Source organism: Parapedobacter deserti (genome assembly GCF_042646065.1).
In the GTDB taxonomy this organism is placed as follows: domain Bacteria; phylum Bacteroidota; class Bacteroidia; order Sphingobacteriales; family Sphingobacteriaceae; genus Parapedobacter; species Parapedobacter deserti.
On sequence record NZ_JBHRTA010000030.1, the window covers coordinates 83,639 to 96,691 of the forward strand.

Below are 13,053 nucleotides of genomic sequence, written 5' to 3' on the forward strand. Positions count from 1 at the left end.
GATGGCACCATCTCTATATCAGGAGCCGAACTTGTTTTTCAGGGCGGCCAGCTTCGAGGCCATATCGCTTTCTCCTCGCACGGGGTGTTTCTGCTTGCGGTCGTTCGACTTTTCTGCTTTCGGGGCGCTAGTTGCTGGGCTCCTCTCAACACGCTTGTCACCTGACGCTTCGTTCTTCATTGAAAGGCTGATTCTGTTGCGTTTTTCATCGATGTCTGTAACGGTCACCATCACCTTTTGTTGCACCTTTACCACCTCGTTCGGGTTTTTTACAAAGCGGTTAGCCAACTGGCTCAGGTGTACCAGCCCATCTTGATGCACCCCAATATCGACAAATGCACCAAAATTTGTAATATTAGTAACGATGCCGGGTAAGCGCATGCCGATTCGTAGGTCAGAAAGGGTGTTTACGCCTTCAGTAAACGAAAACTGCTCGAATTGTTCTCGCGGGTCGCGTCCCGGTTTTGCCAGCTCGGCAAGGATATCCCGAAGGGTTGGTATACCCACATCTCCACTGATGTACCTTTTCAGGTCAATTTGCTTGCGTAGCTTTTCGTCGCGCAACAAATCGACTACCCCGCAACCGAGGTCAGCGGCCATTTGTTCGACCAGGGGATAGCGTTCAGGATGGACAGCGCTAGCGTCGAGCGGATTATCCGCATTCCTTATCCGCAAAAAGCCAGCGGCCTGCTCAAATGCTTTTTCACCTAACCGCGGCACCCGTTTGAGCGATTCACGGTTTCGGAAAGCGCCGTGTGTATTCCGGTAGTTGACGATTTGCTGCGCCAGCGACGGGCCCAGTCCGGATACGTAGGATAGGATTTGCTTGGAGGCCGTATTCAGTTCAACGCCTACGGCGTTTACACAGCTGACCACCGTGTCGTCTAATGCCGTTTGTAACTTGGTTTGGTCGACGTCATGTTGGTATTGCCCCACGCCAATGGATTTGGGATCTATCTTGACCAGTTCTGCCAACGGGTCCATCAGTCTGCGACCAATAGATACCGCTCCGCGCACCGTCACATCCTGATTGGGAAATTCTTCCCGGGCTACATTGGAGGCAGAATAAATTGATGCGCCGCTTTCGTTCACCATGACGATGATCACGCCGGTCAACGTCAACTTACGGACGAAGTCCTCGGTTTCACGGCCGGCGGTACCGTTGCCGATTGCAATGGCCTGTATGCGGTGCTTATCAACGAGAAGACGGACTGTTTTGGCTGCCTCGTCTGCCTTGGCAGCGCCAGTATGCGGATAGATGGTGGTGTTTTCGAGCAGCGATCCTTGCTCGTCTAAGCACACTGTTTTGCAGCCCGTTCGGAATCCTGGGTCGATAGCCATGACCCGTCTTTGGCCCATCGGCGCTGCAAGCAATAACTGCCGGGCATTTTCGGCAAAAACTCGTATAGCTTCCTCGTCAGCCCGTTGGCGCGTAAACATGCGCACTTCGGTTTCCATCGATGGTTTCAACAGCCGCTTATACCCATCCAGCATCGCCAAGCGAACTTGAGTACTAGCCTCGCCTGAACCTTTTACATACGCGTTGTCCAATATCGGAAGTACTTCGCTTTCTGGCACGTCAATATCGAGGTAAAGCATTTCCTCTTTTTCACCCCTGCGCATGGCCAGTACCCGGTGGGAAGGGGCTGTTTTCAGCGGCTCAGACCATTCGTAATAATCTTTATACTTGATTGCAGCTTCTTCCTTTCCCGGTACAACGCGGGATACAAAATGCCCTTTTTCGATAAAGACTTGCCGGGCCTGGGCCCTAATGAACGCATCTTCAGCGATAGTTTCGGCGATTATGTCCCGTGCGCCGGCGATAGCCTCTTCACCGTCGGCTACTCCTTTGTCCTTGTCCACGAACCGTTGTGAGGCTTCCTTTATATCGGTGCCGTCTTGTGCGAGTATTAGCTGCGCTAGTGGCTCCAACCCCTTTTCGCGTGCTACGCTTGCCCGGGTCTTGCGTTTTGGCTTGTATGGAAGATAGACGTCTTCGAGGCTGGCCATGGTTTCAGCTTCGTTCACTTGTTGTTCCAGGTCCGGTGTCAGCTTTCCCTGCTCTTCCAATGATTTGAGGATGGCCTCCCGGCGTTTATCAAGTTCGCGCAATTGCTGAAGCCGATCGCGAATTTCGGTGAGTTGTACCTCATCGAGGCTGCCCGTTATCTCTTTGCGATACCGAGAAATAAACGGAATCGTGGCGCCTTCCTCAAGAAGGGATATTACCGTGCTTACCTGCCGTGCAGACAAAGCAAGCTCATTTGAAATGCGTATTTCGTAGTTCATGCGGGTGAAGGTGAACCTGGAGCTAACTAAGCGTTTTTTTCATCGCTTACACTTGCAGTGCGCGATGAAGAATCTGGGGATTGTTCGTTGCCACCATCGTCGCTTTCTTGGTCAACGCTTGTTGCAGGTGTACCAGCATTTTGGTAGCTGTCATTGTAGTAGGGGCCCTGGCTGCCGTAATAATCTGGTTCCCTGCCAGGGTTGTGTTCATAAGTGCCAGCGGGTGCCGAAGGCGTCGTTGTAGTCAGCTTCTTAGGTTCTTCCTCCACGATGACGTCTTTCACGTCCAAATCCTTTTCAAAATTATTTATCTGGTCGCTGATATCCCGTTTGATACTTTCTGAGGCATCTTTAAACTCCCGGATGCCCCGGCCAAGCCCCCTAGCTAACTCAGGTAGTTTTTTGCCGCCGAATAGCAACAACGCCGCAAATACGATGAGCATCATCTCACTCGTCCCGATGTTCAAGAATGCCAAAACTGTACTCAACATAACGATACTCCATTTTTGTAACCGCTAAGGTAGGGGTTAATTTTGTGAAATCCATGAGAAGGGTAAAAAAAGTGCCCTGCGATCACACCATCTGCAAGATCGTTTTGCGCCCAAGACCAGCCGCTTCTCAGCGGTTCCTCGCAGTCAGTCCCTGGGTATTGTTGCCTCTTTTCAGGATCCCCATAGCGCACATACCAGTCAGCTGCCAGCTACTTCAAGTCTCGTTAGCGCGAACAAGCAATCGGTGTCTGTATCCTTTTTATTGCGCCCATCCAGTGCGCCTCATTTAACGGTGTCGGTTATCTTGTACATATAATTGATTGAACAGCCATTTAAACGTGCCATGGGGCTGCGCGCGGAATGTAATTTCGGGGCCGAATGCGTAAAACGTACCCTTGCCGACAGGAGCTGTAAAGGCTACTATTCCGTTTTTGAGGTACTCAGGTCCCCATATCCACCCGCTGCGCAATGGATTCTCTTCACCGTACCACGCCAGCTTCACTAGTCCTGATGCAGCAGCGCTGCCGGTGAATTTGAACACCGGGCTATTGCTGGACAAGACATTCACCGTCGCGGGCATACCCCAACCTGCGGGGGATGCCGTATCGGCATAAACCTGATGGACACTGCCGGGTGCATAAAAGTTTTCACCACGCAGGGAACGTTCGCGTCCATTTGAATCGGGTTCTACAAGGGCGTTTTGCACGGGTAATTCCAAGTGGTAAGCCAAGGCTGTGCTGCTCCCGATGGTGAGAATGTTTCCACCTGCGTCCAGAAATGCTTTCAACTGGGGGATGGACGCCTCTCGGGTGATGTTGCCCAGCATATGGTGGTATTGTGTCGGTATCTCCTCCGGAGATGGACTGTTGCTTCGTTGCCGGCCGGATCCTTCGACCGGTGGGATGCCGCTTCCGATAAAAAGGATGATGTCATACTTGTTTTTAAGCCTGCCTGCATCGATATCTTTCGGGTAAACCACGGTGAAATTTGTAAAGTGGTACTGTTCCATCAACCACCTGGCCCATCCGGATGGCATGGATCCTCCATAGTGGTCAAATAGCGCAATCCGGCTCGGTATGATCTTTTGCATCGCTTTCGGCGGTTCAGCTAACGCCAATGGAACAATTCCTAACGTATCAGCTGCGTTTCGAAGGATGCAATGCCCTTTTGCGGGCACATAGAATGAGCCTGCGGGCAACCCGGCTGTAGGTACGGTCACCCGTGACAAATATATGCCAGCGGCAAGCAGATCATTGGCTGCGATAAACGCATTATTGACCCTTGTGTCCAGCAGGTATCCGGCAGACGACTCCGTGACCGTTTGGCTTGGTGGCGTTTGCCTTTCACCGTAAGGGAGCGCCTTAAATGGACCGTCGAATTCATCAAGTATGCGGTCAAACGAAATCCCGAACTGGAACGCGAGTGTCCAGCCTGCGGCGTCATAGGGCCGTACTGGGGGACCGCCAGGATATTGAAAATCATTCGGGTGATCTTGCGGTTCAAACATATCGATCACATGCGGGCGGAATGCCTGTGCCGTTTTGACGATGTAAGACCCTGCAGGGTACCTTTTGCCATTTAGTGAGAAATCGGCGGTAGCCTGATGAATCTGTATGCCCGACTTAATCAAAGCATTAATAAAGTGCACCGCTCTGGGGAAATCCGGTTGGTTCGCCGGGATGACGAATCCCCGCGGGTCGCGCAAAGCAGGATTACTGAATACCTCGTTATAATATTTGACAGGCAACCTGGCCTGGCTGCTTCCGGACTCGTTTCGGGTTCCTTCGGCCGCGTATAAGGCCTTGATACGATCAATATAACTCGGTTTCAACGTCCAATAGTCCCGGCTTCCTCGCTCAATGGAGTTGCGCCCCATGCGATACGCATTGTACAGAAGTTTGTCACCGAAGCGTCTGGCATAATCTAGGATAGCATAATTTAATGAAACGGAGTAGTCTATAGCCTCCCTGAACCGCCATAATCTAGGTGTGATGGGATTCGGAGTAGCGTTGTTGGGCACCAACCGATCAGGTATCAGCGGTATGGACATAGGAGTAGGGTCACCCACGACTTCGGTAAGTATGCCGATGCTGTTGTGGTAGTAGGGAGTCGTGCGAAGGCCACCGTTCCACCATGTGGAAAACACGGACCCGCTAAGCCGTGTGTAGCCGGGCTTTCCTTCGGTATGCAGGCGATTTATCATGGCTGCGGCTACACCGTCGATTCCGGAGATAAGCAAGGGATCAAACACATAGTTGAAGGGATCCCGATACGGCGGGCCGGCAACGATGCTCCCCGGAGGCCCCGATTGGTGGTGGTTATAGATGATCTGAGGCATCCACTCAATATATTGGAGGTGTGATATGGTGGCACTCTCCACCAGGTTGTTCATATAAAAATCCCGGTTGTTGTCGTGCCCTGCATACTTGTGGTACATAACCGGAATGTTCTTTGCCCGTTTAGCCGTGTCGTCGTGTTGCATATACCAGTTGGAGACCAGTTCGTGACCATCCGGGTTGCAATGAAACAGGAGGATGATCACATCATCAAGAATGTGCCTTGTTTCGCCATCATCACGGCTTACCAATTGGTAAAACGTTTCGATAAGCTGTTGCGTCGCCACTGTTTCCGTGGAATGTAATCCGCCGTCTATCCATACCACAGGTTTTCCGATAGCAGCTAATTTGCGGGCCTCGGTTTCCGCAATTTCCGCACGGGCAAGTTTTTGGGAAATGGTCTTAAAGCTGTCGATGTTTACTAGATTATCCGGTGAGGAGACCATAATCAAATACTGGTTTCGCCCTTCGGAAGTCTTTCCGGCGAATTCCATTTTAACCCTATCTGATGCGGCCGCCACCTTTTTGAAATACAATTCAGTTTCTGTGTAGTTAGCGAGTGTATAGTCGTCGCCGATGTTGAAACCGAAGTGTTCTTTGGGCGAGGGAATTCCCTGTGCCGTGGCCTGTGCAGTAAACAGAACCAAAGCCAGCACCATAATCATAGAAGTTTGATGAGAGCGCATAATTCGTTTATTAATAACCGTTAGCGCCAACCGAGTTGTACCGCCCGACATGGCATTCGCAAACTTAAAAAAAAACGGCGTTCCAGCCCCTCTGTATCTAAATCGATACTTAGCCTGCGCTATGTTGCCGTGTGAGCATTACTGGCAGCCCGGACGACAATGCTATCAATAACACTCATGCCCTGACTTGGGTAGGTAGGTAACCGAAGTGCTTTTTAAATGCAGCAGTAAAATGAGTAGCATGTTTATACCCTACACGCTGGGCCACCGTGGCTATCTTTTCATTTTGTTCCAGCAATATTTCTTTTGCTAGTCGCATGCGGACGTCGGTGAGGTAATGAAAGACCGTAGTGCCGAATACCTGTTTGAACTGTTTTTTCAATGTAGCGTCATTCGTTCCTACCCGATGGGCGAGACTCAGTAAGGTATGGTCATTGGCGGGTTCCGCATGTAAGATATCCCTCACCTCATAAATACGTTGCAATTCATCATCGCGCAGTGTGGGCATACGCTGGTAAGTGGATTTCCATTGCTGCTCCGCTTGAAGCAACATCAGTTCGATGATTTTCGCTTTGATGTATGAGGGTTTGGAAAATTGAGGACGTTTACAATGCGCTATAGCTTGGATCAGGGAAATCATTTCCGGACCTAAAGGAAGGCTTGCACTGCTCAAGGCAGATAATTCGCTCTGATTTATCCGTTCGTTTAATGGTGTGAATGCGTGATGGTCTAATGGGAAATATTGCCGGAACGCGTTTAACTTCAGATCGACAATCAGTAGTTCCTGAGGCAGCGTAAAATCATACTCCGTAACAATTTGGATGTCTGCAGGTATGAAACAAAGGTTGTGGCTGTTGGCAGGCAGATGAATAGTAGTTGCAGCGTTTTGCTGACCTGTGCCGATGCTAAGTTTACCCTGCCTACAGCAAATAATTCTAATAAGTGGTTCAGAACCGCATAGGGCTATATGGCCCGTTGGCGTGTCACGACTTGCCGGAGCCTTGCCATAGAAGCAGCAAAAGTCAACAGCCCGAAATTCAATCCAGGTAAAGTGGGCGAAGGGGCCGCTGATTTTTCCGTTTTGCGTTACCGCTGTTCCGTTTACCGTCATGCTCATTTCGGTTTGGAATGTATCTTTGCGCCAAAATTAATAATTATTTAGACTTTGTTTAAATAAGTTTAAGAAAATCGTCACTTAATCGATATGATAATAAAGCAACATATTCTATTATACTTCTTCACGCTCACGGTAGGGGTTTGGGCAGGCGTTGCTCCATTATTTGCGCAAGAGCACGTCACCTTGCGCGGTCGCATAATCGATCAGGAAACTTCGCAGCCTATAGCCGGAGCAACGATTTCCATCAAGGAAAATGAGCGTTCAGGCAGTGCGCTTAGTGGTTCCGAAGGTGGCTTTACCATCCGTGCGCATGTAAACCAGACCATTGTCGTCACAAACATCGGATATTTGCCGAAAGCGGTGAAGGTAACCGGTGGACAGGAGACCCTATTAATTTCATTGGTACAGGATAGCCGGGAGTTGTCTGAGGTGGTAGTTACCGGTGCGTTGGGGATCAAGCGTTCGGCACGGGAGTTAGGGACTTCAGCCCAAACGGTTGACAACGCACACCTCAATCAAGGTCATGTTTTCAATCCTTTATTGGCATTAGCCAGTAAGGTGTCCAGTCTGCGTATCAACGCCAGTGACGCCACATCCGGGAAAACCGACCCTACCGTGCAGGTGAGGCTACGGGGCACACGGTCATTCAACCGTTCGCAAAATGACCCTATTTACGTAGTGGATGGTGTGCCTATTCCCGAAATCGGACGGCTGAATCCTAATGACATTGAAAGCGTCACCGTATTGAAAGGCGCCAATGCAGCCGCCCTGTATGGTTCGGAAGGTGTAAACGGAGCTATCATGATCACCACAAAATCAGGAACCCGAGGACGAGGTGCCGTGCAGTTCAACAATGCTACGACATTTTCCGATGTGTTCTTGTTGCCTCCGGCGCAGACGGAATTTGGGCAGGGTCAAAACGGGCAATATTCTCCGACAACTGCTGAGTCATGGGGGCCCAGGTTTGACGGGACAATGCGGCCTTTCGGTACGCCAATCAACGGTGTCCAACCGGAGATCCGATATTCAGCCCCAGGCAGAGACAACCGCTTGGATTTCTTTGATACCGGTGTGACAACGCAAAACGATGTTTCCTTTTCTGGAGGCGACGAAAAGTCGACCTACTTTCTATCTGTGCAGGACATACGGATCAAGGGCGTAATTCCGGGCGATAAGTCGGCTCGCACGGGCGCACGTTTCAACGGCTCCCGTAATTTCGGAAAGCTGAATACCGCGTATTCGGTTAATTACATTCACTTCGATCGGAACACAACCCCCGACGGACCCTGGGCTTCGGTATACACGCAGCCGGCTAACCTGGATTGGAACCAATTTCGCAACTGGGAAGATCCGGACAGTCCGGCGCATCCGCTTAACTGGTACAATACCGTTTCCGGTACCAAGAATCCGTTTTTTATGGCAGGCAACACGCGTAATACGGCGCAGCAGCAAACGCTGACCGGACGGATTGAGCTGGACTATCAGTTTACAGACTGGTTCAAGGCCATTTACAGGTTGGGTTATTACAGTACCAACGAGGACACCCGTGCTACGACCGGGAAAATGTATTCACCTGTGGGTGCCCGCAACGTGAATGGTTCGGTAAATGATGGCAGCGAAAGTTTTCGGCGCTTAAATAATGACTTGATCCTGCGTTTCAATAAAGATTTTGGTCCGTTGAGCACGCGCTTGCTTGTCGGTCAGAATGTACGGATGGACGATACGAAGGCTATTGGTGTTTCCGCTTCAAATTTATTGCTGGATGGACTATTCAACCCGGGAAGTAGGATCGGTGAGCTTGATGGAAGCGCCAGCATTACCCAGTACCGGTCGCTGGGTACATACGGCGAATTTACCGCCGGCTATCAGAACTACCTGTTTTTGACACTGACCGGCAGGTATGATCAGGTATCGGTGCTGAGCAAAGCCAACAGAGGATATTTCTATCCCGGAGTCAGCACGTCGTTTGTCTTTACCGACGCAATTCGCAGCCTAAGCGGTAGCCGGGTAATCAACTATGGCAAAGTATATGCCTCCTTTAACCGGACAGGCAACGTTACGCTATCGCCTTACAGCCTCAACAACGCGTATAGCCAGTCCGGGGGATTCCCGTACGGGGCGCTCGTCGGCTTTCTCCCATCGCTGACCAATCCCAACGAAAACATCGAGCCGGAGTTCGTAACCTCGTATGAAGCGGGCTTCCAATTGGGGTTGTTCGACAGCCGGTTGAACATCGACGCAGCGTATGTATATTCCGATTCGGATGGACAGATCTTTACGGCGTTATCGTCGAGTGCTACCGGATATAACAATTCTATCGTGAATGCAGGCCGGTTAACCAACAGCATCATCGAATTGTCGGTAAACGGCGAAGTGGTTCGCAATAACCAAGTTAGGTGGAATATCGGCTTTAATTTCTCTTACACAGACAACCAGGTAAAGGAGCTGTACTCCGGCAGCGAATTCCGGATTTTCCGGCAGTCCTATGCGATTATTGGTCAGCCGTATCCGACATTGAAGGTGAGTGATTACGCGAGGGATCCGCAAGGCCGCATAATTGTAGATGAGAACGGAAACACCAGCACGGTTGATGACAATACTATTCTCGGAACAATGGTGCCGCCATACCTGATAGGGCTCAATTCTTCGATAGATTATAAAGGTTTTCAACTGGGCTTGCAATTTGATGCACGCCTTGGCGGATGGATTTATTCCGAGACTGTTCCCCGCATGTACACCGCCGGTACCCATCCGGCCACGGTAGCCTATGGCAGGGAGCCGTTTGTGATGCCCAATACGGTGGTGGACAACGGAGACGGTACTTATAGCCCCAATACGTCCATCGAGTCGAGGGGCGACAAAGCGTTTTGGCAATCACAGGGTAATGTGCAGATCAATACGGCTGCCAAGGGTGACTATGTGAAGCTCAGGGAATTAAACCTTTCCTATACTTTTCCCCGGTCATGGCTGGCCAATCAGCGGGTCATCAGCGGAGCGAGAATAGGGGTCATTGCCAATAATTTGTTCATCATCAGGCATAGTTCAAATACATTGGGAGACGCCGAGTCATTGTATAACCAAACGGATGGATACCTGAGCTTCCGGCAGATTCCTCCTTCGCGTACGTATGGGTTTAATGTAAATGTAACATTCTGACGAGCGCTTTTAAGGAATCGCTTAGGCAAAGCTTCACTGCAATAAAGAAACAAATTATCAAATGAAAAATATTTTTAAAATAGTGGTTTTATCAAGCTTGTCCGTTCTTGCGGCGTCCTGCGAAAGTTTTTTGGACGTGAACGTGAACCCGAATGCCCCGGTAAACGAAAACCTCACATTGAGCGCGAAACTTCCGGCAGCGTTAAACAGCACGGCTGCTCAAGAAGCGGTACAGCTTAATCAATTGGGAGCGTTCTGGGGAGGGTACTGGGGAACTACCAGTGAGGCGCTTGCATTATTCAATGATATAAAATATTACGATGGTGTAGGTATTCGCGGCTCAAGGGACGGCATCCAAATCTGGGAAAATACCTATAACATCTTGTTATATTATAAATTAATAAAGGATCAAGCAGAAGCCGAACAATCGCCTTTCTATGCAGGTATTTCCAAGATCATGATGGGGTGGCACTTTATCCGGCTGGTTGATATTTATAACAATGTGCCATTTGACGGAGCATTACAAGGCACAAATGTGCCTCAACCGGTTTATCAACCGGGCGCGGAAGTTTACCGAAAATCAATTGACTTGATCACCGAAGGGATTCAGGACATCCGGTCGGCGTCGGTGGCGCCGGCCAATGACGATATCTTTTTTGGTGGAAACAAAACGCTTTGGGCAAAATTCGGTAATACCGTCAAGCTGCGGGCGTTGCTGCAGCAATCTGAAGTGTCTTCGCAAAGCGGTTATATCGCCGCTGAAATCCAGAATATTGTGCAGGAGGGCTCCGGTTTCCTGGGAGTTGGCGAAAATGCATACTCAAATCCCGGCTATCTAAATACTTCCGGTAAATTGAACCCCTTCTACGAAACGTTCTACCGCAACGCGGGTGGTGCAACTGTAGCCAACCACACCAACATCAGACCAACGGAATACCTGATCCATAAATATGGAACGCTGAACGACCCTAGGTTGGAAAAGATATATCAGACAGCAAACGGTGTGTTCAAAGGTGTAAAGTTTGGTAACCTGGTGGCAAGCGAGGAATATAACACAGAGAACACATCGGCATTGAAGGGGCCGGCGGAAAATAGCAATCAGCCTGCTGGATTGCTTAAGTCATTCGACCAGCCAGCCGTTATTCTGTCTTCGTTCGAAAGCCTTTTTCTGCAAGCGGAGGCTGCTGAGCGGGGGTGGATCGGCGGTGATGCGGCAACCTATTACAACCAAGCAATAGCCGCGTCATTCGTCTATATCGGTCTTGATGGTGAGCAAGCAACGATATATATCGCACAGCCCGCAGTTTCATTAGGCGAGGCGGGCAATAGGATTGCCCGTATTATCGAGCAGAAATGGCTGGCTATTAACAGCGTAAATAGCTTTCAGGCGTGGAATGATTTTCGGAGGCTGGGGTTGCCTGATTTTCCCAACTCCGAAAGTGCGCCATCTGCCACTGCGCGTCCATTGCGGTTGATGTATCCGGAAACCGAGCTCCAAACAAACAGAGAAGAGGTCAATAAGCAAGGGGGTGATGATATTACTAAAAATCGCGTATGGTGGGATCCGGAATAGAAACTTATAACATCATAACGTCACCGAGAATCACCTGTATTAGGTCAGGTGGTTTCCACGTTAAAATAGCTTACTAATTAAACAAACAATGAAAAGGCAACTGACAACATGGGCAAGAGTTCGTAAATTCTTCAACGACTTACACTTGTGGCTCGGGTTAGCAAGCGGCATTGTAGTCATCGTTGTGTGTCTCAGTGGCACCATCTATACCTATAATACCGAGCTTCGGGAGATGGCGGCTAAGCACCTCCATAAGGTAGAGGTGCCCGTTGCGGGGCAGCGACTCCCGGCCGATTCGCTGACGGCTGTCGTCGCCCAATCATCGGGTGGGCGTGTCACTGCTGTGGCCATTCCGGCAGACTTGGGGCGTAGTTTTGAATATACTGTACGCACGGAAGGCGACAAGAGCCGGTTTGGGACCACCTATTACGTAAATCCTTACACCGGTGAACTCCTGGGTACTTCAAAGGAGGAGACGCGTGTTGGCAAGTTCATGGGGTATATGTTCAGTTTGCACCGCTGGCTGTTGCTTGATAAAGTAGAGCAGCCCATCTTCGGTGAGCTGCCCAATCGGCAATTGGGTAGCTATATAACGGGTGCTGCAACCATCTTGTTTACGTTGGGCGTCATTACCGGATTGATTATCTGGTTCCCCCGTAAGCTGCGCACGTGGCGCCAAGGGCTGAAAATAAAATGGACCGGCGGTTGGAAACGCCTGAATCATGACTTGCATAACACATTAGCATTCTACTCGCTAATTTTCCTGTTTTTGATGGGCGTCACCGGTCCGCAATGGTCTTTCCCTTGGTACCGCGAGGGGCTGCAAAAGACGTTGGGCACTTACCGGGAGGCACCGGCGGGCAGCCGCGGCGGATCAGCGGGCAGCGCGCAGCAGAGTAGCGGCCGGGATGGCGCTGAAAGCAGCGGCAGGCAGGCCGGAAACCGTGCGGAAAAAGCGGCGGTGACTTTGTTGCCTATCGCGCAGTACCTAGCAGCTGCTGATGAAGCATTACCATACCGCGGTGACTACCGCATCATGTTTCCGGCCGAGGGAGATTCGATACTTAGTATCACCAAAAACCGGGTGGGTTTCTTTGCACCGGCCGCGGGTGATCAACTGAAGATAGACGCTGCCACAGCTTCGGTTAAGGACATAACAATCTTCAGGGACAAACCGTTCAATGAGCGTATTGCCGGCTCAATTAAGGCGCTGCACATCGGCAATCTATATGGCCAGTTCACCAAGCTGCTGTATTTTTTAGCCTGCCTTATCGCAACGTCCTTGCCCATTACTGGCACGTTGATCTGGCTGAACAAGATGAAAAAGAAGCCGTCATCACGGAAACGTAAAATACCTGAGCTTGTTGCTGACTAGTATTTGTATTTAAGTACCTTTGGCGCGCCT

Annotated in this window: 7 protein-coding genes; 3 read left to right on the forward strand and 4 right to left on the reverse strand. The window is 50.3% G+C overall.

What is annotated here, in order from left to right:
• Nucleotides 1-18: 18 nt before the first annotated feature.
• The 4 genes from ACFOET_RS09250 to ACFOET_RS09265 form a co-directional block, all read right to left on the reverse strand.
• Complete coding sequence (locus tag ACFOET_RS09250) at nucleotides 19-2,289, reverse strand: Tex family protein (protein ID WP_379021848.1); 2,271 nt, start codon at nucleotides 2,287-2,289, stop codon at nucleotides 19-21.
• Nucleotides 2,290-2,315: 26 nt separating this feature from the next.
• Nucleotides 2,316-2,780, reverse strand: coding sequence for a Sec-independent protein translocase subunit TatA/TatB (locus tag ACFOET_RS09255; protein WP_379021850.1), 465 nt, complete (start codon nucleotides 2,778-2,780; stop codon nucleotides 2,316-2,318).
• A 286-nt stretch (nucleotides 2,781-3,066) separates the two neighbouring features.
• Nucleotides 3,067-5,802 carry a M14 family metallopeptidase gene (locus ACFOET_RS09260; RefSeq protein ID WP_379021852.1) on the reverse strand — a complete coding sequence of 912 codons (2,736 nt, stop codon included), beginning with the start codon at nucleotides 5,800-5,802 and terminating at the stop codon, nucleotides 3,067-3,069.
• A 175-nt stretch (nucleotides 5,803-5,977) separates the two neighbouring features.
• Nucleotides 5,978-6,919 (reverse strand): helix-turn-helix transcriptional regulator, encoded by a 942-nt coding sequence (locus ACFOET_RS09265; RefSeq protein WP_379021854.1) that lies wholly within the window; start codon nucleotides 6,917-6,919, stop codon nucleotides 5,978-5,980.
• A gap of 87 nt (nucleotides 6,920-7,006) precedes the next feature.
• On the opposite strand from ACFOET_RS09265, the gene ACFOET_RS09270 reads away from it, so the two are divergent.
• The 3 genes from ACFOET_RS09270 to ACFOET_RS09280 all read left to right on the forward strand — a co-directional run bounded on the left by ACFOET_RS09270 (nucleotide 7,007) and on the right by ACFOET_RS09280 (nucleotide 13,023).
• Nucleotides 7,007-10,075 (forward strand): SusC/RagA family TonB-linked outer membrane protein, encoded by a 3,069-nt coding sequence (locus ACFOET_RS09270; protein WP_379021856.1) that lies wholly within the window; start codon nucleotides 7,007-7,009, stop codon nucleotides 10,073-10,075.
• Nucleotides 10,076-10,136: 61 nt separating this feature from the next.
• A complete protein-coding gene (locus tag ACFOET_RS09275) occupies nucleotides 10,137-11,648 on the forward strand; it encodes a SusD/RagB family nutrient-binding outer membrane lipoprotein (RefSeq protein ID WP_379021858.1) in 1,512 nt (503 codons plus the stop codon).
• A gap of 88 nt (nucleotides 11,649-11,736) precedes the next feature.
• Complete coding sequence (locus tag ACFOET_RS09280; RefSeq protein ID WP_379021860.1) at nucleotides 11,737-13,023, forward strand: PepSY-associated TM helix domain-containing protein; 1,287 nt, start codon at nucleotides 11,737-11,739, stop codon at nucleotides 13,021-13,023.
• The last annotated feature ends 30 nt before the right edge of the window (nucleotides 13,024-13,053 follow it).

Bases quoted from the DNA above. Each gene is read 5' to 3' on its own strand.
- ACFOET_RS09250 (WP_379021848.1), bottom strand. From the start codon at position 2,289: ATGAACTACGAAATACGCATTTCAAATGAGCTTGCTTTGTCTGCACGG.
- ACFOET_RS09255 (WP_379021850.1), bottom strand. From the start codon at position 2,780: ATGTTGAGTACAGTTTTGGCATTCTTGAACATCGGGACGAGTGAGATG.
- ACFOET_RS09260 (WP_379021852.1), bottom strand. From the start codon at position 5,802: ATGCGCTCTCATCAAACTTCTATGATTATGGTGCTGGCTTTGGTTCTG.
- ACFOET_RS09265 (WP_379021854.1), bottom strand. From the start codon at position 6,919: ATGAGCATGACGGTAAACGGAACAGCGGTAACGCAAAACGGAAAAATC.
- ACFOET_RS09270 (WP_379021856.1), top strand. From the start codon at position 7,007: ATGATAATAAAGCAACATATTCTATTATACTTCTTCACGCTCACGGTA.
- ACFOET_RS09275 (WP_379021858.1), top strand. From the start codon at position 10,137: ATGAAAAATATTTTTAAAATAGTGGTTTTATCAAGCTTGTCCGTTCTT.
- ACFOET_RS09280 (WP_379021860.1), top strand. From the start codon at position 11,737: ATGAAAAGGCAACTGACAACATGGGCAAGAGTTCGTAAATTCTTCAAC.